At 30.9% G+C, this 21,283-nt stretch carries 21 protein-coding genes and 3 pseudogenes; 16 read left to right on the top strand and 8 right to left on the bottom strand.

Annotated features, from left to right (window positions below; translation table 11 throughout):
• The first annotated feature begins 490 nt into the window (after window positions 1–490).
• A complete protein-coding gene (locus ACIP9C_RS18345) occupies window positions 491–1,717 on the top strand; it encodes a putative phage abortive infection protein (RefSeq protein ID WP_401012903.1) in 1,227 nt (408 codons plus the stop codon).
• Between the two features lie 513 nt (window positions 1,718–2,230).
• A pseudogene (locus ACIP9C_RS18340) lies at window positions 2,231–2,332 on the top strand (GMP synthase (glutamine-hydrolyzing)); the annotation flags it as partial.
• On the opposite strand, the gene ACIP9C_RS18335 reads toward ACIP9C_RS18340, so the two are convergent.
• From ACIP9C_RS18335 to ACIP9C_RS18325, 3 genes are read right to left on the bottom strand one after another with little or no spacing between them, the layout of a single operon-like run.
• Window positions 2,328–2,558: a hypothetical protein gene (locus tag ACIP9C_RS18335; RefSeq protein ID WP_401012902.1), complete on the bottom strand. Its 231-nt coding sequence runs from the start codon at window positions 2,556–2,558 to the stop codon at window positions 2,328–2,330. The pseudogene ACIP9C_RS18340 and the gene ACIP9C_RS18335 sit on opposite strands and share 5 nt — an antisense overlap.
• Window positions 2,559–2,561: 3 nt before the next feature.
• The gene (locus ACIP9C_RS18330; protein ID WP_401012900.1) at window positions 2,562–2,732 is read right to left on the bottom strand and encodes an Arm DNA-binding domain-containing protein; all 171 of its coding nucleotides are present in this window, start codon (window positions 2,730–2,732) and stop codon (window positions 2,562–2,564) included.
• A gap of 20 nt (window positions 2,733–2,752) precedes the next feature.
• Window positions 2,753–2,932 carry a DUF3173 family protein gene (locus tag ACIP9C_RS18325; RefSeq protein WP_401012898.1) on the bottom strand — a complete coding sequence of 60 codons (180 nt, stop codon included), beginning with the start codon at window positions 2,930–2,932 and terminating at the stop codon, window positions 2,753–2,755.
• Between the two features lie 272 nt (window positions 2,933–3,204).
• Here ACIP9C_RS18325 and ACIP9C_RS18320 point away from each other — a divergent pair, with 272 nt between their 5' ends.
• The 3 genes and pseudogenes from ACIP9C_RS18320 (at window position 3,205) to ACIP9C_RS18310 (ending at window position 5,116) form a co-directional block, all read left to right on the top strand.
• Window positions 3,205–4,308, top strand: a complete 1,104-nt coding sequence (locus ACIP9C_RS18320) for a hypothetical protein (protein ID WP_401012896.1) — start codon at window positions 3,205–3,207, stop codon at window positions 4,306–4,308.
• Between the two features lie 238 nt (window positions 4,309–4,546).
• Window positions 4,547–4,960, top strand: a pseudogene (locus tag ACIP9C_RS18315) (recombinase family protein); the annotation flags it as partial.
• Window positions 4,961–4,990: 30 nt separating this feature from the next.
• Window positions 4,991–5,116 carry a helix-turn-helix domain-containing protein gene (locus tag ACIP9C_RS18310; RefSeq protein ID WP_401012951.1) on the top strand — a complete coding sequence of 42 codons (126 nt, stop codon included), beginning with the start codon at window positions 4,991–4,993 and terminating at the stop codon, window positions 5,114–5,116.
• 116 nt (window positions 5,117–5,232) lie between these two features.
• Here the strand turns inward: ACIP9C_RS18310 and ACIP9C_RS18305 are convergent, their stop codons facing one another.
• Window positions 5,233–7,152 (bottom strand): AAA family ATPase, encoded by a 1,920-nt coding sequence (locus ACIP9C_RS18305; protein WP_401012894.1) that lies wholly within the window; start codon window positions 7,150–7,152, stop codon window positions 5,233–5,235.
• A gap of 204 nt (window positions 7,153–7,356) precedes the next feature.
• Between ACIP9C_RS18305 and ACIP9C_RS18300 the strand changes: the two genes are divergently transcribed.
• The 6 genes and pseudogenes from ACIP9C_RS18300 to ACIP9C_RS18275 all read left to right on the top strand — a co-directional run bounded on the left by ACIP9C_RS18300 (window position 7,357) and on the right by ACIP9C_RS18275 (window position 9,981).
• Complete coding sequence (locus tag ACIP9C_RS18300) at window positions 7,357–7,851, top strand: DUF6602 domain-containing protein (protein ID WP_401012892.1); 495 nt, start codon at window positions 7,357–7,359, stop codon at window positions 7,849–7,851.
• Window positions 7,852–7,960: 109 nt separating this feature from the next.
• Complete coding sequence (locus tag ACIP9C_RS18295; RefSeq protein WP_401012890.1) at window positions 7,961–8,326, top strand: hypothetical protein; 366 nt, start codon at window positions 7,961–7,963, stop codon at window positions 8,324–8,326.
• A 96-nt stretch (window positions 8,327–8,422) separates the two neighbouring features.
• The gene (locus ACIP9C_RS18290) at window positions 8,423–8,635 is read left to right on the top strand and encodes a hypothetical protein (RefSeq protein WP_401012888.1); all 213 of its coding nucleotides are present in this window, start codon (window positions 8,423–8,425) and stop codon (window positions 8,633–8,635) included.
• A gap of 66 nt (window positions 8,636–8,701) precedes the next feature.
• A pseudogene (locus ACIP9C_RS18285) lies at window positions 8,702–8,824 on the top strand (GMP synthase (glutamine-hydrolyzing)); the annotation flags it as partial.
• 234 nt (window positions 8,825–9,058) lie between these two features.
• A complete protein-coding gene (gapS6a, locus tag ACIP9C_RS18280; RefSeq protein WP_401012887.1) occupies window positions 9,059–9,418 on the top strand; it encodes a GapS6a family protein in 360 nt (119 codons plus the stop codon).
• An 86-nt stretch (window positions 9,419–9,504) separates the two neighbouring features.
• Window positions 9,505–9,981 carry a hypothetical protein gene (locus ACIP9C_RS18275; protein ID WP_401012885.1) on the top strand — a complete coding sequence of 159 codons (477 nt, stop codon included), beginning with the start codon at window positions 9,505–9,507 and terminating at the stop codon, window positions 9,979–9,981.
• Window positions 9,982–10,680: 699 nt separating this feature from the next.
• Here the strand turns inward: ACIP9C_RS18275 and ACIP9C_RS18270 are convergent.
• The 4 genes from ACIP9C_RS18270 to ACIP9C_RS18255 all read right to left on the bottom strand — a co-directional run bounded on the left by ACIP9C_RS18270 (window position 10,681) and on the right by ACIP9C_RS18255 (window position 13,562).
• Window positions 10,681–11,832, bottom strand: coding sequence for a tyrosine-type recombinase/integrase (locus tag ACIP9C_RS18270; protein WP_401012883.1), 1,152 nt, complete (start codon window positions 11,830–11,832; stop codon window positions 10,681–10,683).
• 27 nt (window positions 11,833–11,859) lie between these two features.
• Entirely contained in the window at window positions 11,860–12,018 is a 159-nt protein-coding gene (locus ACIP9C_RS18265; RefSeq protein ID WP_401012949.1) for a helix-turn-helix domain-containing protein, read from the bottom strand.
• Window positions 12,019–12,072: 54 nt separating this feature from the next.
• A complete protein-coding gene (locus ACIP9C_RS18260; RefSeq protein WP_401012881.1) occupies window positions 12,073–12,246 on the bottom strand; it encodes a hypothetical protein in 174 nt (57 codons plus the stop codon).
• 710 nt (window positions 12,247–12,956) lie between these two features.
• Window positions 12,957–13,562 carry a P63C domain-containing protein gene (locus ACIP9C_RS18255; protein WP_401012879.1) on the bottom strand — a complete coding sequence of 202 codons (606 nt, stop codon included), beginning with the start codon at window positions 13,560–13,562 and terminating at the stop codon, window positions 12,957–12,959.
• A 1,699-nt stretch (window positions 13,563–15,261) separates the two neighbouring features.
• Between ACIP9C_RS18255 and ACIP9C_RS18250 the strand changes: the two genes are divergently transcribed.
• The 5 genes from ACIP9C_RS18250 to ACIP9C_RS18230 all read left to right on the top strand — a co-directional run bounded on the left by ACIP9C_RS18250 (window position 15,262) and on the right by ACIP9C_RS18230 (window position 21,228).
• Window positions 15,262–16,884, top strand: a complete 1,623-nt coding sequence (locus tag ACIP9C_RS18250) for a DNA/RNA helicase domain-containing protein (RefSeq protein WP_401012877.1) — start codon at window positions 15,262–15,264, stop codon at window positions 16,882–16,884.
• A gap of 171 nt (window positions 16,885–17,055) precedes the next feature.
• Window positions 17,056–18,654 carry an AAA family ATPase gene (locus tag ACIP9C_RS18245; RefSeq protein WP_401012875.1) on the top strand — a complete coding sequence of 533 codons (1,599 nt, stop codon included), beginning with the start codon at window positions 17,056–17,058 and terminating at the stop codon, window positions 18,652–18,654.
• 63 nt (window positions 18,655–18,717) lie between these two features.
• Window positions 18,718–19,062, top strand: a complete 345-nt coding sequence (locus ACIP9C_RS18240) for a hypothetical protein (protein ID WP_401012873.1) — start codon at window positions 18,718–18,720, stop codon at window positions 19,060–19,062.
• Window positions 19,046–20,911 carry a nuclease domain-containing protein gene (locus ACIP9C_RS18235; protein ID WP_401012871.1) on the top strand — a complete coding sequence of 622 codons (1,866 nt, stop codon included), beginning with the start codon at window positions 19,046–19,048 and terminating at the stop codon, window positions 20,909–20,911. Before ACIP9C_RS18240 ends, ACIP9C_RS18235 begins: the two co-directional genes overlap by 17 nt.
• Before the next feature lie 170 nt (window positions 20,912–21,081).
• Entirely contained in the window at window positions 21,082–21,228 is a 147-nt protein-coding gene (locus tag ACIP9C_RS18230; RefSeq protein WP_401012869.1) for a hypothetical protein, read from the top strand.
• The last annotated feature ends 55 nt before the right edge of the window (window positions 21,229–21,283 follow it).

The following is a 21,283-nucleotide window of genomic DNA, read 5'->3' as shown; positions in this document are numbered from 1 at the left end:
ATGTCCTAAATTAACCTTTTATTGCAAGTTCATTGGAGGTAAGGAGAAAAGAGAGTGAACTTGTTTATAAGTATGGGTAAGCCTAAAAAATAAACATAGTTCAAGAAACATAAAAGGACGAAAGAAGAAATTAAATGATTAAATCATCAAAGTCGATTGCGACAAAAAATGTTAATGAAGGGTTTGAAAAGGTGTCAACAGACCACTTCTACTACGGTTTTTTGTATATTTAAACGTGCCCGCAGCTTCAAAATTATCTTTCTTTTGATCTATATTATATTGAAATGTAGCTTCTTTTAACATCACGTAAGGGAGAGTTGGTTATTACATATTGGGAAAAGGGATTTTAATTGCCCATTATTTTCAATATCAAATTGATTATGGTAAATGCTACTATTATACTGAATTGAGGTAGGATTATTTAATAGTGGTCTTTAAAGTATAAAACGGATTTTTTTACAAGTAGAAATGAATTAATGGAGGTTATTAAATGGATTGGCTATTATACATAAGCTTAGGGTTCATATTAATATCGGTGTTAGCGTTAATATTTGCCAAAGAAGATAAGTTTAAACCGCTTTACTTAATATTTATATTATTAGCGATTGTTATTCAAATTGTTTCTGTATTAGTGATAAGCAAGGATAAACCAGTTGACCAATCTTTTTATATTGTAGTGTCTGCAATAGCTGCGTTAGCTTCAGTTGGAACTGTTTCATATTTTTCATATAAAAATATTGTTTCGAATAATGAAATACAGAATGCAAACTTCTTGAGTAATTTATTGGATAGTCATTCTGAAATATTATTAAATCACCAAAGGGATATTAGTTCTTTAATGGAAGATCTTAGATTAAAATTGAAATATAAGGACTATAAAATTGATTATTTAGTTTCAGAATTCATTGTGGAATTGAAAAATAATGCACAGTCCAAACAGGCATTAGAAGAAATAATAGCAGATACTGATTTTAAAAGTATTAAGAAATACTTTGAAAGCATTTTAGAGGATTTAAATGAAGAAATGCAAGACCCAGATAAAGATGCTATTAAGAAACTAGTTATAGGCTTTTTCTTATTTAAGGAGAATAGTTTTTTAGAAAGATTCACTAAATATGATAAAAATAAAGTAATTCTAAATACATACTATCAAAAAATGTCTGAAAAGAATTTTACCTTATTTAGGATATTGAATGCATTTAAAAATAAAACAAACCCATATCTTATTAAAGATGCGAATTATGAAGAGACCTCACAGGTTATTGAAAATATTTTTGAGGATTATTATGGAAGTGTGGGACATTTTTTTAGAAATTCTTATAGAATAATCAAAACTATTAACGAAATATATAGCTCGAAGAAAAATCATAAAGAAAAGAGTCGTTACTTGGGTATTTTAAGATCTTACTATTCTGAAGAAGTTCTGTTGGCAATATATTACAATTGTGTTTATACAAAAAAAGGAGTCGGCTATGCTTATCAACTTTTGAAAATGGATTTCTTTGGGGACAAAGAGGATTTGGGTATAAGAGTAAATTTGCAACATTTTAGAAAAGAAAAACTCTTAGAAGAGAGAGTTGATCTAGAACTAATGAAGGAATTTTTTTGTTCGGAAAGCGGGAATTCTGATTTGAATTTTAAAAATAACTCCCCTAGAAAAGATATTGAAAAAGAAATTACGCAAAAATTTAAAGGGTTTTTTAATGAAAAGTGCTAATTGTTTGAGTTGAAATGTGAAATCTAACATGTTAAAATTAAATCAGTTATAAGATTTGTATCTAAAATTGGTAGTTCAAATTTTTTCGGAAAAAGACATATATTTCGAAGTGAAGATATATACATTCAGGAGGTTTATGGAAACCTGGCAAAATAAATCCTTGTAAGGAGGTTTGGAAGAACCTGGCAAAATAAACTTCTGTAAGGAGGCTTTTCGGTATCCTGGCTAACAAGTGACCGAGTATATATCTTTTCAAAATTTAAAGTATAGGTACTGAGTTATTCAGTACCTTTTTTGTGTTTAAAATGAAAAAGCGGAATTTTTAAAAGCCAATTAATGTAAATAATCCATGATAAGTTTTTTGAAAAATTAGACTAATTATTTTGTAGAAATATACATGTATGCATTTATGCATTTAAATGGATAGTTGCGTAATTTGGAAAAATAATGCTACTATTGACTGAATAAAATTTGAACGAAAATGATTTTAATATGAAACCTATTCTTTAGAACACAGTCGCCATCCGCGGCGTAATATCAATCTACGGCATGACATCAGACTGGGTAAGCATTCCTTATGACGTGCAGGAGAAGATTTCTGTACGTATTGTTAACTAAGGAAAACACGTAAACCGCGTGCTGTTAGACTATTCTTCCATATTTGAATATCTAAATTAGTGATGTTTACGATTATCTTTTTGCCAAAGTGATTCATAATCTTTTTTAAAACAGGTATTCTAACTTCCAATATAGTTATTTGAACTTTTGATTTATATTCAGGAATAAATAATTGTTCCATGAAGGTATCGAAATCCATACCGATATTTCCTATTTTATTCATGTATTAAGATTCTTTTAATTCAGCTGTCTTGGCTTCATAAGCTTCCTTTTGTGAATTAAACCCTCTACGTACTTTGCGAATGCGTTTACCGGTCACGGCATCCAAGCCTAGGGAAACGGAGTAGTACCATTTCCCAGACTGTTTATCTTTATAGACACCAGTGATTTTTACCATATAACATCAATCCTTCATGTCTAAAATTTTAACCCTGTAATTTCCTCCACGGCTTCTTTTGGAACACGACCTAAACGCTTATTGTTATAAAAGTTATAACTACGCTGAACCATTAACGCCTTAGCCTCGCGAATAATACCTTGTGCCGTACATTTTGTATAGACAAGGGCAATTAATTCTTCCTTACTAATTACATTCATACAAACTTCTCCTTTTATATTTCTTCTGTGCCTAAAAGTTCATTGATAGATTGTAGAATCATAGATTGATCTAGGATTTACATATATTTACTGGTATCAACACTGTTAATTAAGAAAAATGTAAAAAATAATTGACCGAAAATGTATTTTTTCATAAAAAAATGAGAATAATAAAACTTTTTGTATAAAATTTATATCTTTTAAACAGAATGTCCTTATAGAAAAATAAGGAGTGGCTTAAAATTATTAATGATTTGGGAGCAAAAAAGAAAATGTTATCATTATGGGTAACTGAAAAAAACAAAAAAGTAGTTGGGAAAAGTTTTAATAATGTTACAGTAAAAGATAAATACAATGCATTCTGGAAATGTGATTTTAATAATCCTAATTGTCCATTTACAGTAAAGTCACCTGAGAAGGTTTATCAAACTATAGTAAGGGGCGGTGTTATATGTCAATTTTGCAAAGGTACTAATATAGAAGCTTGTGTTCAAGCAAAAGCTAACCCTAAACATATCGATAAATACTGGCACAAGGGAAGAAATAGAGCAATGGGTTATATCCCTTCTACTAAAGCTGCAAATTCTAATGATTATATTTATGTAAATTGTGAGGAACATCATTGGGGAATATACGAAGAACAAAAACAAAGGTGTGCTGATTTTACGGCTAGTCATATTGCATGCCCACAGTGTAACGGAAAACAAGCAACATTAGAAAATAATCTCAAAATTAAGTATCCAGTTTACGCCAAAGAGTTACATCCTAAGTTCAGATCTGAATTGATATTACCTAACAGTTCAGCTAAATATCCGTTTTGGTGCAGCCGTTGTGTGGATTATTATTTAAAAGAAGTACGATACAGAACTTCACAAAACCAAGGATGTCCAATCCATAATTCTTCTCATAAGTTTTCAAGAAGTGAAAGATTATTAAAGTTAATATTAAATGAAATTGTTGGTAATTTTGATAAGAAATATCTTAATATAACGTGGGAAAATGGACATCGTATTGAAATAGATTTATTAGAAAGTTCCTTACTTATAGGCATTGAATTTGATGGTAATTATCACAAAAAAAGAAAACAAGTAAAAAGAGACCAAACTAAAAATGACTTGTTACATGAACACCGTAAAACTATAGGTATGTCATTCTTTATAAGAATACGCGAAAAAGGATTACCTGAATTACAATATCACGAAAATCAAGAACTAATTATTTGTGAAAAATATAGTAATAATTTCGAATTTATAATACCTGCTATCCAACAATTAATTACATTAATTAATAACCGGATGCAGTTAAAAATAAAATCTTACTCGGATACCGAACTTTTAATTTTGATAAAAAAGTTCCTACCATTAACAAGGAGTTAGGTGGAAAGGGTGGATGTTTTGTATCGGAATAGGGTATAAGAGTTGTTAAATCTACATTTTAGTGTTATTAGTTTCTAAAAACATTTCCTATAAAACCATCATTTAATAGACGAATTGAAGACAGAGCATGAATTAACGTTTATGCTCTCTTTTTTTTATGGAATTTGTCTATAAACTCGTCTGTAATCAAAAGTGTATATAACGTATAAGTTTATAGAAATGAGGATCTAGTTATGTTATGAGTAGAATTATTGGTTATTGTCGTGTTAGTACTGAAGAACAGAATTTAGATATGCAGGAACGAGCAATTCAAAATTATGCAGACCAAAAAGGGTTAGAGCTTATTTTATATGTAGAAAAAGTATCGAGCCGTAAGAATGAGCGAATGGAATTAATCAATGCAATGAAAGCAGCAACATAAGGTGACTTGTTCGTTGTATATAAGCTAGACCGTTTAGCACTAAGTACAAAAGAATTGTATGAGCTAACAGACCGATTAAAAGAAAAAGAAGTAGATTTCGTATCTGTACATGATTCATTTGATACTTCCACACCTACTGGAAAAGCTATGTTTGGGATGCTAGCTGTATTTGCGGAGCTTGAGCGAGATATTATCCAACAGAGAACAAAGGCAGGCTTAGAAGCTGCTCGTAAACGTGGTAGAGTTGGAGGCAGACCTGCAATTGATGATAAGGTAAAAAAGCATGTAAGAGCTTTATTTGAAGCAGGAGAAAGTGCTACAGATATTTCAAAGGAGTATGGGATTGGTAGGGCTACTGTTTATAAAATAATAAATGAACAAAAATAAAGGGTTGAATAGAGTACAAGTACGTTAATGCTATGTTTAGGATACTTGCGGTCTTTTAGGAAGAAACATGCTTACTTTTGAATAATACAAGTAAGCATGTAAGTTACAATAATTGATTAGGAATTTAGGACAGTTTCAGATGTGGATGTTAGTTTTAATTCTAATGCATTAATAATGTCTTCTCCTACAACAAACTTGAAAAATCTGATTAGTTTTTCATGATATGTCTCATAACTGTTATAAATTAGATTAGTTGCTTTCCAAGGTTTATCATAAGTCCAACTTTGTCCAAAAATATCTAGTTCGAAATTTGGAGAATGCGTTAACCTGTATTCCTCCGATTGTATAGAATCAAAAATGTTTAAATTTCTCCCCTCGTATAGAGATTCACCATCTAAGTCATGTATTAAATATGGTTTAATATTGAAATGACTTAGTACCTCAAAATAGGCTTTTTGAGTTAATTTACCGTTACAAGAAATAATGGAAACCTCTTGAAGAACATTTTCAATCAAAAATTTCTTTTCTGGATTTAATTCGATTAGTTTATCTTTTATTGCCGTCACACTAGCTATTTCACAATCCCCTTCAACTAAGATAACCCTACGTGCAAAAAATGCTTCTAATGTGGAAGGATTGAAATTTAATAGCATTCTCATTCGGTTTCTTTTTTCAACTGCGGTCATACCAGAATAAATATTATCAGTAACTTGAATGGTAGATGTAACATTGTTTTCTTGCTTTAGGATTACAATACCTTGATGTCTATCTGCTAAATTTATGAAGTTTTCAGAGTGTGATGTACATATAACTTGTGCTAATGGATGTTTTGAGATTTGAACTAATGAATCTCTCATTTTTCTTTGTAAATGTGGATGCAAGTAAATTTCTGGTTCTTCAATCATAAAAAGGAACGGCTTTTTCCAAACTGATAATTCTTGTTCTCCTAAATTATTATTAGTTAACTGCTCCGCCATCAACTCTAGGAGGGAAAGAATTAGCATACGTTGAACACCATTACCATGTTGGTTTGGTGTAGTAACTAAATTATTATATTTTAATAGCAGTGTAGAATTTAGGTGCAGTTTTTGCATAACTTCTGGAGTTGCAAAATCTACATTAGCTTCAATATTTAATAATCGTTGAAGTTTTTTACTGATTCTATCTTCTAGAATTTGAACTTGTGCATTACGTGAATCACCATTAAAAATTTTTTGTAGTTCTTGAAGTGCAAATTGAAAATTTTGTATTTCAGATGTGCCGTTTAAATGTTCTTCAAAAAGAATTGATGTAAGTTGACTAGCAGCAGATTTATTTTTACTAGAATCAGCTTCATCTTCTATTAGTTTTACTGCAGGGACATAAATTACTTTAGGTAGTACAGAACGAATATTAGATGCAAATCCATTTGGATTGTCTTGCCAAATAGGTTCGCCTATACATAATAAAGATGAATTATGTAAATAAACAAATTCTATAAAATCTGCTTTTTTCTTTGCAGTAATTGTTCCATTTGTAATATTATTTTCTGCACAATATTGACGGTAAAGTGACTCTAGGTCGGGTGAGACGTTTTGAAACGCAGCCGTATTAAAAGTATTATTTGAAGGGATTTCAAGTAATTCAAGAGTAGGTATATAAACTTGGAAAGGAACTTCGGAATCTTTCTGTTCAGTGTTAGACCATACTCTTTTAATTTTAATCTCATCGTTATAAATATAGGGTTTTAGAAATCTATGCTCTCTGTCCTGTTCGTTAAAGTCATTTAGAATAAGCGTCAATCTCATGTTTTTTTCTTCGCTACTGGGAAGAGTCTTCATTGGGAACATCTCTAGTGTAGGGATGTTTGCAATTCCAGTGTCAGGTAAGAAAAGTCTTAAAGCTTCGAAAATTGTAGATTTACCAACATTATTTTCTCCTATAATTGTAATGAAATCTGATGTCCCATTTTCTTCTTCCGTCGGAAAAACAATTCTACATGGTTGAGAGATACCTATATTTTTGAAATTTTCGATAGTGAACTCTTTTATTCTCATATTATGCCTCCTTATTATAAATACAAAATTATTATCCGTTTACATACATAATATCCTTGATTTGGTTTTATTCCTAGTTTAAGTTTATTTATAGAGAGGGAGTTAAGTATAAATATCTCCTTATATTCACAATGAATTTTAGTTGTGTAAGGAGAAAAAGTAGATTTGGCAGAATGATTAAATATAGAAAAAAGGGTGATTATAGTGATTAATACTGTAGCTGATTTATTAAAAAAAATTATAGAGAAAGAAAAAGAGCAATTCGAAGAATTTGGATTTATTACACATGGTCCTACAATTGGAGACATGTTCGAAGGTCTCACTAAGGACATATTGGAAATGGCATTATTCGAGGACCTGAATATTAAAGTAACTTCTGGATTTATAGTAAACGGTGAAGAGAAAGTAAGTAATGAGATAGACTGTATGATTGTTGAGGGAGAGGGGAAAAAAATACCTCGTACTGATAAATACGTATATGAATATACACAGGTAATAGCTGTACTAGAGATTAAAAAAACTTTATATAAAGATGAATTATTAGATTCATATAAAAAAATGTATAATCTCTATAAAATGAGCGAAAAGGAAATGCATTCTATGAGTGCTTTTCGTGATGCATTTAGAGCAATAGTTTCTAAAGAATTACCTTATTACAATAAATCCAATCAAGATTTTATTAGAGTATATTTGGACTAGATTAAGTTATAAGTATAAGTTATCATCTGATATTTTTGGAGAGGATTTAGAACAAGAAATACTTAATCCTTTATTAAGTACGATTATATCGACAAATGATAATGGACAGATGGGATGGGAGTTTAATTATAGGGATATAAGCCAAAAAGATTTATCTAGTTCACCTCAAACTTATGAATGGAGTCCTAGAGAAGTCACGGATGATGAAGTTATCATAATGCATAAATTGTGTGATGAAAATCCTTTATACTTAAAGAGTGAATTTTTTGATGGTTATGATGATGAAAACGAAGTTAAATTAGAAGAAGTGGTTAATAGTTTAATTCAAAAAGCTTTAATAAATAGATTAGGGGACGAAATATATTTGTTGACTGATGAATGTAAAATTTTTACTTTCCATGGTAAATGGTACGCTGATGAAGATAAGAGTGGAAGATTAATGCGATGGGTAATGAACCAACAATTAAATAAATAGACTCTATTAACGGAGGTTTAATAATCCAAGGGGAGTTAGGTATTTCATTAATGAAATTCAGTTGAGAATTTGGTGTCCTATAATGGAGGGGGAAATTTGAAATTTGTATATTATAACGATACTGGCAGAGAAGTAAGTATACATCCAGCAACCGAGTTACATGGCACAAAATGTGATATGTCAACAATTCAACCATTAGAAATGCGGACTTTTATTCTACCTGAAAACACATTTCCTTGGGTGAAAATGTGGGATTACGGAGAAAAACATGGTCTTAGTATACTAGTTTCTCCTGAAAGAGAGGAGTAAAATTTTCATGCCTGCTACAATTGAGTGAACAAATGGTGTAGAATTTGAGTCACCAATATATTGACTGCACGTATCCCTAGGGATGTATTAGAGAAAATCTCTGTACGCCTAGTAAATGAAGTAAAACACGTTAACCGCGTGCTGTATGATGTTACATCTAAGCCACCTGCAACTATTGAGTGGGAATAACAAGCTAGTATAACTATGTTTGGATTAGCCTATTTCACAGCGTTTATTAACATTTAATACGTGTGAAATAGGCTTTAATTAAATTTATTCCCCCCCATCAACTTTACAAATAAATTTATTGTAGAATTTAATTCTCTAAATCCATTAAGGAATCCTCGTATGCTATTTTTTGTAAGTGAAAATATGTTAGAATATTCTAGGATTGATAATTCTAATTAAGTGGAGGATTTGAGTATGAATTTTTTAACATCTGCTATATTATCTGGAGTTGCTTGGGATATTATTAAGAGTTGGGGGCATATAAAAAGTGAGCATTTAAAGCATAAGTTACAGGATTGGATCATTGATGAAAAATATTATGAAACTATTGCTTTAAAAATAAATGAATTCCCAAATGAGTATAAGAAAAGTGTGAAATTCCTTGAAGCCGCAATCGATGAGGATACAGATTTACAGAATATACTTAAATTAGCTAAAGTAAGTACCGTTTCAATTCAAAATAATAGTGGAAGTGAATTTAATAATAGTACTATAGTAAATAATAATTCAGGTGTTATTAATAACAATTTCACACAAAAAAAAAAGCTGAAATAAAGATAATTGATATTGAAATAAATGAAGACGATGAATACCCAATATTAGATATTAAAGTTAGAAATATTGGTGATGAAGTTGCTTTTTTGAAAAAAATTAATTTTATTATACATGATTATTATGAGATGGTTAATCCCGTAGAAATAAACTATAAAAGAATAGAATCTTCCTATACTTACGATGTTCTATTATCGGGAGTAGAAAATAAACAATATTCAATATCGCAAAGTATAGAACCTAATGGAGTTGATAGATTTAAGATCAAGATTGCAAGTGAATTGGGTGAAGACCCCTTAATGCCTGTAATTTACAAATTTAATTTTTCAATATTTTATAATGAAGATGACTCAAGTATAGAATCATCTTCATTGATTTTACCTGTACCAATTACATTTGAAGTTTTGGGAAGTTATTCTTATGGTTTTGTAAAGGAGAATGCCATAAAAAATTATGAAAAAATAAAAAAAATTATTCAAGACGATTCTTTAAAAAGTAATAGTTTAATTGAAATTTATGAAAGCTATGAAGAAAATAAAGAAGATTTTTATAATGTAAAATCTTAATAAGTACAGGGTTTGAAGAAAGTGATGGTTAATGAAAGACCACTTAGAACCGTTATGCGTTATTTTAATAGGTCTTAGACAGTCTTATGTTTTAATGCAAGGAAATGAAATACAGGGGATATATTATTAGAACTTTCTTTCCTAGATGCTTCTTTTCTAGTCTAGTGCCTGCAATAACAGTAATTTTATTTATAACTTAATGTAGTAGTGGTGTAAAAGCCTGCACTCCTTTTGACTTGATTCTAAGCTATCAGATGAGGTTTGGATGGATGGCAGTCAACAATCTTTGAGAAAACAGCCATTTTTAAATAAACAAAGACGAGATAACTTATAGGAAAGATAGAAAACAATTTGGAGATTTCGCTTGCTGAATGCTCGGTGATTGTATTTCCCACCAAACACACCACCAAAACAATGAAATTTTTCAAGAAGGGCTGTCATTTAAGGAAACAGGTAATACCGCCTATTATTGAGTGGGGATAATTAATAAAAATATGAAAATCTCGGTAGATCCTTATCTAATAAGGTTTCTGCTAAGCTTTTTTTATGATTAATGTATAAATAAAAGGGTTAGATTTAAGTATTTCTTTACTTATTGCGAATTCCTTTAAAAAAAGAGAAAGAAAGAGTGCCAAAATACGGATGTACTTTGCCATGGGTAGAGATTCAACTAACGATCATTTATGCTGTATGAGTATATCAATCATCTAATAGATTGTATAATTCAGGAATGCAATGAATATACGTATCTATCGTTGTTGCTATTTTTGTGTGACCCAAGAAACGTTGAATGAATTTTATATCTTTCGTTAGATAATAGATGCAGGAAGCACAACTGTGACGTAAGCCGTGAACTGAAACAAGCTTTAAACCATGTTGAGTTTGGAATTTTTTTAACCAAGCATTTAACTTGCAGTTATTATAAAAAGTATTTTTATTGTTTGGGAAGATAAACTGCTCCTCGCCTTGATGCTCAAGATTTTGCCACTTTAATTGCTCTGCTTGAAGCCCCTGCCATTTTAATAATGCTTGGAAAGTTTCTTCATCAATATCAAGCGTTCTTTCATCCGAGTTCTTCGTACTTTTAATATAAGGTTTATTCGATTCATCCGTACCGATAGCTTGATGGATACGAACTTTTTTGTTTTGAAGATCAATATCTTGCCATTGCAGTGCAAGAAGCTCCCCTTTTCGTAAGCCTAAATTTACAAGCACGAGGAAAATTGCAATTTTTGAAATATCATCTGTTGATTTCAGCTTTTGAATAAATACACCCAATTCATCTGGTGTATAGAACAGTTTTTCAATTTGTTTATTACCATTCTTACGAAGTGCCATTTTTTCATTAGAACGCAATTCCTCGAGATCAACGGGATTTTTTGAAATAATTCCATAATTGACTGCATGTCCTAAGCATTTGTTTAATTCACTCGCTACCTTTGAAGGTCTTTTTAACTTCTTTTCCCATACTTCAAATGACTGTAAAGTGTCTGGGTAGGAAATGTTTTTAAGCTTTAAATTTCCATAGAAGGGTAGGATGTGGTTTTTAAACATTCCTTTAATTTTCCCTAAAGTACTTTTTTCGATACTACTTTTTTCAAGGTATTTTTCATAGTGATTATGATAGAATTGCTCAAATGTAAGATTTGACATGTCAGTAGCACTTTTTTGTAGTACTCCCGCTTGCTTTTGAGTATAAAAAGCTTTTGCCTCAGTTTTTGTTTTAAATCCACGCTTTGTAATGTCGATTTGCTTTTTCGTATATGGATCGATACCTCCATACATTTTCACCATATAATGAAGAACGCCTTTTTTCATATATTCTTTAATCGCTTTGTCCATTGTTGTCATTAGAATGATCTCCTTTTGTGTTTTCCATTATTTTTTATGCTTGTACATTTTTAAAAAGTGATTGATTTCCGTTTTGGAGAATCGCTTGCTGCGACCAATTGAATTAAATTTAAGCCCTTGATCAATAAGCTTTTGTAAACTTTTATAGGAAATTCCGATATAATCGCAAGTTTCCTGAACGTTCAGCCACTCTTTAGCTGTAAGCTCATTATGCTGTCCAATTGTTTCAGCAAGTTTTTTTTAAAAGATTTTTTCAAGGTTTTTATCAGGAGAAAATCCAAGCTTTTTTCTAAGGTAAGAATCAAGCTTTGTATCAACGATTAATTCAATATTTTTTTCAAGGATTTTTTCAAGGCTTTGTGTAATTAAGCTTTCAATTTTTTCTTCGATTGATTTTTCAATAGTTCGTTCCATTTGTTTGTTCCTCCGTAATAGGTAATAGTGTTATTAAGCAATGAAGCCAGCAGAAGCATTAATACCCCATGCTACAAATTTGCAGAAAAGATAATTCAAAAAAAAGTGTCGGATACACCAAATCAGCTATTTATAAGCTTTCTAAGTCGGACAGAAGCTAGGATTAAGATAATTAAAATTGTTTACTTCTGAACATTAAAATTAGGTAGCTATGTAGTATAATTGGAAATTTTATACTAGAAGAGAGGGGTATTATGAAGAATTGTTGGTTATGTAATTTAGAGTTCGAACAGACAAAAATATCATCTTAAGTAATGGGTATTGCATGTTTTTACAATTAGATCAGGCACGCATAAAGGGTGTTCAGTTGGAAGGGCAGGTATCATAATGCCTAAAATACATAGAGAGACAGCATTTGATTTATCGGCAGAAGAATGGAATGCAACCTATAAACTTCTTCATGTTGACTTGGAATAAAGATTGATTAAAACGCAGCTTTTAATGATGTTTCTTATAGAAAATAATAGCCCCTATTTTGAACAAATATTGATCAAAATAGGGGCTATTTTTCATTTCAGTATTGGGCTTTTTGTAATAAAGATTGAACATTTCAGAAATCGAATATTCAACTAAACCACTCGTTAGTTGAATAATTAGGTTATCTTCTATTTTATAATAATCATCATAACCAATTAAATTAAGATATCCATCTAATCTATCATATCTAATGTTAATTGATATTGTGATTGCATTCTTCCTAGCGTTTTCAGTTTATCGGCGTAAACAAGTTCGAATTTCTCTTTAAAATCATCCATGCCCTGAGAGAGTTTCATAACGGTAACTAAACCCTCTAAATGTTCTCTCAAAAATTTAAGACCGTTCTCTTCAGAAAGATATTGATGCAAACGATATTTTCTGTCCGATCTATTCTTTTCACTGTTATATATAAGCGGATTTTTTTCATCTAATTTCTCCCATACATTTGGAGGTAACATGTCATATACATATTTGTTAGTGAATCCAGCAAAATAACGAGGTCTTTTTGTTGTTGTTGGATCGTATGGGAGCTTATAAAGGCGAAACAGTTGTTCAAAATAGTCGCTTTTAAATTCTCTTGAGTATGGACGTAATTCTTCTGAGATGAATTTTTCTAATAAAATCTGAAGTTCATCTTTACCTCTGATGTCCTGGTAATTGGTTGCCTCATCAATTAAAGCTGTAATTCCAACCTTTGCTAAAGACCTTAATAAAATTTTTGCCTTTTCTAATACATGTTGCTGACCAGACTTAATTAATCCTTGTTTTTCAGCTTCCATGTAAATATCGCAAATAATAGGGATAGTATTAGCGTCATACTGCCTTTTTCTTTTTAATTGATAGTGTTTTGGTTTTCCATGATACGTGCTATTAATCGAAATGTAATAAGCGTGCTTGAAGCGAAAGTAATCCGTAAAGCTCGCTTTAAGATACGACAACAAGTAGGTTACGCAGGCATGTATGTACACCTATACCTGCCTCTAGTTTGAAGGGAAAAGTGAGTGCGTGCACACATATAGGAATTTGTTGTACACAGTTGTCACATTTTAGACACAATCGTGGCGTTTCTGCCGTAAAGTGAACTAAATTAAGGGACGATAATTTCAAACAAACAGGGGGGATAGGTACATTCAGATCAACAGATACATTTGAGGTTTAAATGTCTTTTTCTTTTTAATTGACAGTGTTTTGGTTTTCCATGGCACGTGCTATTAAAAGAAATGTAATAAGCGTGCTTGGAGCGAAAGTAATCCGTAAAGCCCGCTTTAAGTGATAACGCCAATAAGTAGGTTTACGCACGGACGTATATACACCTATACCTGCCTCTAGTTCGAAGAGAAAAACGAGTGCGTGCACACATATAGGAATTTGTTGTACATAGTTGTCACACTTTAGACACAATCCGTACACATTTATAGCACTCCTGCCGTAAAGTGATCAAAATCAGAAGACAATAATTTCAATCAAATAGGGGCACAAGAGCATTTAGATTAGCAGCTACATTTGAGGTCTAAATGCCTTTTTCTTTTTAATTGACAGTATTTTGATTTTATAGTGCGAAAAAGTTATATAACATTTATACAACTTATATCGAAAAAGCCATAGGGTGTTTCTCGAATATTAGTGCCGCATTTATATGAAAAATGATATAAGTTATACAACATTTATATAACATTTATACAACTGTTATATAAGTTTAAAGAAAATTCAATAGGAAGAGAATGACCGAAAAAACTACAATTAGATTCTTCCAATAAAAAAGCTCATACATATCAAAATAATGCAGATATAATGCGAAAAAGTTATATAACAATTATATAACTTATGCAAAAATCAATATAATTTATACAACATTTATATAAATAGAGGGAATTATCATTGAAAGAAATTGACTAGAAAAACTATTGTATAATTCCTCCAGGACAAAGGGGATTAATTAGCAATGGAAGGATTCGACTGAAAAAACTAATATTTGATTCCTCCAAGGATTTTAGCCTAATTAGAGCTTAAATCCTGAAAAAAAGTTGAAAAAAACATTTCATTTTTTTATTGTAAATCCTTTAGTATGAAGGGTTGAAGGGCATAGTTGCTTCGGCAATATCCCCCTAACCAATCGCTTACACGTGCTGAAAATATTGCTATTGAAGGTTGTTCATCTGAACGGGGATAGGTTGTTACAGTTTTAGGGGATTTGGTGATTTATAGGTATGATCCAATTCTCCGTAATCACAATTGATGAATGTAAAAGAGCTAGTAGCCGCAAATTCTTGTAATAAAGCTAAACGAGCAGATGAAAGTAGAAAGGGCATCTATGACTATTTCAGAAGTTTTTTATCTGGTAGATATTCCTATTGCTGCTTTGTTATTATTAAAGTAGTAATTGGATTCATAGTGACTTAATACACACTGCATAGGAATCATTTTCTTGTAAAATTTGAATACCTGTTTTACTGGGAAAAATCATAAGTAGGTGAAAAAATGCCAGCAATCGAAATCCTATCTTTGCCGTTTAAGCAAGATAGTATTAATCAAATAAGCAACACAGAACAATTTTCAAATTACCCAGTCATTTATGTGCTGAACGGCAACAAAGAGGCTTATATCGGTGAAACGGTATATTTTAAAAATCGAATGAAAGTACACTTAAAAGCTCGTAAAAATATTGATCAAATAAATCTCATCAAGCATGATGAATTTAATCGATCCGCAACATTTCATTTAGAAACGAAGCTTATAAATTACTTCCTCGGTGATGAAAAATATACACTGCAAAACAAAAGTAAAATGGCTAGTGATTTTACGCACAACTATTACAACAAACCGTACTACGATCAACAATTATTTAAAGAACTATGGCAGAAATTATATGAACAAAAGCTTGTTAATCATGAGCTTCATACAATTGAAAACAAAGACATTTTTAAATTATCTCCTTTCAAAGAATTATCCTTAGAACAACTCGAATTAAAAGAAAAAGTACTTGAATTTTGTGAGAAACAAGTACAAGCAACTACCACTGAATATGGCAGCCTGTTAGTGATAGAAGGTGAAGCTGGTGTAGGGAAAAGCGTTGTTTTAAGTTCGATTTTTAACACGATACAGGAACGAGCTGAAGAAGCATCTTCACCACTGTATAAGACAGAAAACTATTTGGTTGTGAATCATGAGGAAATGTTTAAGACGTATAAAGGAATTGCGAAGCAGGTAAAGCATTTAAAGGGGAAAAACTTTGCGAAGCCAACACCATTAGTAAACACACTTCAAAAAGAGCAGAAAAAAGCTGACATTATTTTTGTAGATGAAGCTCATTTATTGTTAACAAAGCCAGATACTTATAATAATTTTCATGGAAATAATCATCTTGAGGAACTTTTAAAGCTGGCAAAAGTAGTCGTTATTATTTATGACCAAGATCAAGTACTTAAGTTGAAAAGCCTATGGGGGGCTGCTACATTAGAGCAACTAAAAAAGTTGAGCACATACCAGGAGGAATATCAGTTATCAAATCAGTTCCGTATGCAGGCAAATGATGAGGTAATTAATTGGATTAATGCATTCAAACGTAAGCAAGTGCTGCCACTACCTCATGATGAGAATTATGAATTTAAAGTGTTTGAAACGATGAAAACTATGCACGAAAAAATAAAGGCTCAAAATCATCAATTTGGATTAAGTCGTGTCGTTTCGACATTTGATTATCTACATAAAAAAGATGGTGGCACATATTATGTGAACGAATCAAATGGCGAGTACAAAATGCCTTGGAACACAACAAGTACGAAATACACTTGGGCTGAGAAACCTGAAACAATTCATGAAGCTGGCTCCATTTATACAATCCAAGGCTTTGATTTAAATTACGTTGGTGTCGTGCTTGGTCCTTCTGTTCAATACGATGCTGCTAAAGATGAAATCGTTATTGATACGAGTAAGTATATGGACAAAGGTGCTTATACAGGCACAGAAGGTATTGCCAATGTAAATGAAGCAAAAGAAAAAATCGTCTTAAATTCTATCAATATTTTAATGAAGCGTGGCATTAAAGGGCTTTATATTTATGCGAGTGATGAAGTGTTGAGAAAGAAATTATTGTCTTATTAAAGGTAGTGAAATTATGTGGATAGATTAGAAGGAATTTGCGAATTTTTGATGTGGGTGTACCTGGGAGTAGGTTCGTAATACTAGAGGGCTGACATTAAACTTATTTTTGCTTCGACGTTAATTTTAAATTTTATAACTAACACTATATGAAAAACAGAGAGGGAGAAAGTTTTGAAACTAAAATCTGATTTAAATTCGTTTTTGGAATTACAATTAAAAAATATGCATTTCGTAGGGAGATTAGCACAAAAAAATGATTTAGTTGGTACACCTTTTATGCCAGTTTCTTTTCAAGATGAGTCTAATACATTTATACAATTTCAAATAAAATGTTTGTCGGAAATTCCAAATGAATTAGAAGAATTGTTTTGGTATAACAATAAAGTTTTTACAGGAAGTACTAGATCAAATGATAATACTAGAATTTTAAATCATATTTTAAACGCTAATATTTCCTCAGTTGAAAAGCGAGATAATGTACGTGATTATCTTTCAGATAAATTATTACTATTCAAAGTAAGAAATCTTAGGAACTATTTATATGTAGATATTGTTGAAGTATTTGAAGCATCTAAGTTTGATGGTGTATCTAAATTTGAATCGGAGTATGTGATTATACCAACACCATCATTAAAAGCAGGAGAAAGCCGTCATGATTTTGAGTCAAAACTTGTTAATAAACAATTACCTTTTGTCTTACCATCCTACCCTAATTTAATGCTCGAACCAGAATTTATTCATTTACAGGGTAGAATTTATACTAATGTACATTTGAGTGAAACTGAAAATGCACTTACGTATATCCAAAAAGTACCAGATGAAGTTGAATTTTTTGATTTAGAATCAACTAAGTTTCAAGATAAGGTTTTATTAAATTCATTAAGAAATTCATTGATTGTCTTACCTGCAAAAGAAATTCTCAATTTGAGGGATGAACCAGCTAAATTACTACACACAAATATCTCTAATTCAAAAAATGAGAATTTTTCTAATAATATAGAATTCATTAATCTAGAAGTTCCACCTATTGATCAAGAACAAGAGAAGAAAGAAGATAACATTGAAGCGTTCTTTTTAGAACAGTTTAAAAAAAATGTAAGTAATAAGGGACTTTATTATAGTGATGACGATTTGTATAACTTTCATATTTGTATGAAGACTAATCTTTTAACAATTGTCGGAGGTATGTCAGGTATTGGAAAATCCCAATTAGCCTTAGCATATGCAGATACACTTGGAATGAGCTACGGTCGTGAAGTGTTAATGTTGCCAATTTCTCCAGCTTATACAGAACCAAATGATGTTTTAGGTTACTTAAATCCAAATACAGGTATATATCATGAAAGTGAAACTGGTTTAGTTCGGTTATTATTAGATGCAGAGAAAGAAGAAGCTAGAAAAGATGATAGTAAAATGTATATCGTTATTTTTGATGAGATGAATTTAGCACAGGTAGAGCATTGGTTTAGCCCATTTATCTCGTTATTAGAAGTAAGCGATGATAAAAGATATTTGCAGTTATTCAATGAGCGTATCCATTGTGTTAATCAATATCCAAGCAAAATAAAAATTGGGCAAAATATTATTTTTGTAGGTACAGTAAATTTTGATGAAACAACAAAGCTTTTCTCAGATAGATTATTAGATAGAGCGAATGTTTTTATACCTAAAAAGAACACATTAGCTGATATGTATGAGCATTGCTATGGAGAACGTGATTTTAGCGAAGTAGAACCTGTGCACTGTACAAAGGGCATTTATCGGAAATAGATCAAGCGTGAGCAATCTTCTATTTATCATTTATCAAAGAAAGAAATTGATATATTAGATGAATTGCACCGTTTAAGTAATGAACAAGATCGACAAAAAGGAGTTTCTTTCCGAACAGCTAAAAGTATAGCATTCTATTTAAACAACATTCCAAAAAACGGGTCGAATAACCCATATTTAAAGCGTCCTGAAGCTTTTGATTTACAAGTTAAACAGCGTATTATTTCTAAAATACGAGGAATCGAATCATTTGTAGGACCTTTATTAAATACCGAGGAAGAAGATAAAGGGACATTATTGAGTTTTCTTAGTTCAGAAAGTATTCAGGAATATAATAACTTTTCACATTCAATTGAGCTAATTGAATCAAAAATGAAAGAGTTGAAAAACTATGGATTCTCTTACTAAATTAAGTAATGGTGAATTGCTCCCATTTGCTCTTTATTTAAAGCGAGGGGATTGGAATGTTGTACCAATAAAATTTCTATCGACTAGTCCACATGATATAGAAGAAAATATTTATTCAATTACCGAGTTTGTAAAGTTAGGTATGGGCATACACACAGATAACGCAAAAGTAGATGTAAAATGGAGTATTATTAGTAATTCTGAAGAAAAAGAGTTCGTTGAATTTTCTTTGAATAATAATAAATCATTCTATTTAATTCACAAAGGCGGTGCACCATTTATTTGGAGTATTGGTACATATCATTTTGAAGTAATTTTTGAAGGAAAAAGTTACTATGCTGCATTTAAAGTAACACCTAAAAGTTTAGATATCGATGAAATAGAAATAATGAATGAACTAATAGAAGATAAACTGAAAGGATTAATAGTTGACTATTTAAAATATAAAAAAACATTAGGTGGATTAGATGATATTAAGGAAACGGCTTTTTGGTACTTATGGGAGAATTACAAAAAAATAGAGCGTTCTTTATTGAATTACCTACTTTTAATTGAAAGATATAGTGCTCAAGAAATTGCTAAGAGATATAGTATTCAGTCAGTTCCAAGGAAAATGGATAGGAAAAGTTTACAGTGGGAAACAACTCCTAAGGGATTTATAAATAAAGAATTGAAGTTTTTAAATAGAAGAGTTATTAATATAGATGATTCAGAAGAAAATAGAAGTGCGAAATATTTTACAGTGATTATTTTAAATCAATTAAAGGAAATGTCTATTTTTTTGAATAAATTTGTAAAAAATACTATTCAAAAGCAAGAGCTATTAGAAAATCTTTTAGTTGATAACGAATCTCGATTAGAAGAATTAAAGGGAAGTTATAATGTTTCAGAAGGTACAATCCAAAAATATCGTAATAAAGTAAAACATAATAAAGATAATATTGACGAGTTAAATAAACAACATCTTAAATACTATAAAATGTTTTTAAATATTGCGGATTGTATAAAAAGATTAGAAGGTATTTTATATAACCAATTTTGGAGTGAAATTTCATTAAAGAAATCTCATCGTAATAAGTTAGGCACACATCCAGCATATAATGGGATTTATCAAATATATCAGAACTTTGAACGTTGTTTAAATGAGAAAGGTCAAGTAGAGGTTAAATTACCTGTACTAAAACGAACCGAGGATTTATATGAATATTTTACTTTTTTTAGTGTGATTGATGTTTTTTTAGCACAGGGTTTTAAAGCAAATGAAACAAGTTTAACGGAACAATTGAAGACAAAGTTTGTTCATGAAGGTTTAGCGGATGGGACAACTATTGAACTACTTTTTGAGCAATATATTGTGCATATAGTGTTTAATGAAGAGTTAGATTTTGAACATGAAGCTTTATCTAGAAAGCAAATGATGTTTACTTTACAGCCTAATCGAAAACCAGATATTCGTATAGATTTATTTGTAAAAGAAACCGAACAGCTAAATTATCTGTCTTCTGTAGTTTTAGATGCAAAGTATTCACCACTTCAAAATATTTATTCAAATCGTCAAGTAACTAAGGTAATGGAACAGCTAAATAACTATGGACAAATTGGCAGATTTAACTTCAAGGGAGATAAACTGGATAGTAAATCGCCGTATGTCAGGCATCCTATTAAAGAAGTAATTTGCTTGTATGCAGGTGAAAAAACAGGTGGAGAAGAAAATATTATAATTTCTTCTTGTGGACAATTTATTCGGTTAGCACCAACTAAAGAAGGAACAATATACGGGCAAACAGATTTAACATATGTATTATTTAATAAATGGCTAGGACAACATGAAGAAATATTTCTAATATAAGGAATATGGTGTTTGGTATTTGAGTATCTAGTACGCACATTTGATTGCTTAGGCTATTATCGGGCTCATTAAATAGACCTGTACAGGAAGGTCTTGTGATTGTTGGAAAAATGACAGTAGGCGGGACGATTTCGTAAGGCGAGGGTTTAGCAAATATTCTTCAAGTTTGTGTGGTTGCAGGTGCAAAGAAAATTCTACTACCAGCACCATCAGCAGGAGACTACTTTACAGTACCAGCAGATTTAATTGTAAAAGTTCAACCAATCTTCTATTTAGATCCGATAGATGCGGTTTATAAGGCATTAGGGGTGAGTTGATTAGTTTTAAGTATAGGTCTATATTCTGTGATTTTTATGGGTAAGTAATAGAGAA

Origin of the sequence: Lysinibacillus sp. NPDC093210 (genome assembly GCF_044753985.1) — a bacterium.
GTDB lineage: Bacteria > Bacillota > Bacilli > Bacillales_A > Planococcaceae > Lysinibacillus.
The sequence above is the reverse complement of the archived record's forward strand: the minus strand, read 5'-3'. Positions and strand labels throughout refer to the sequence as shown.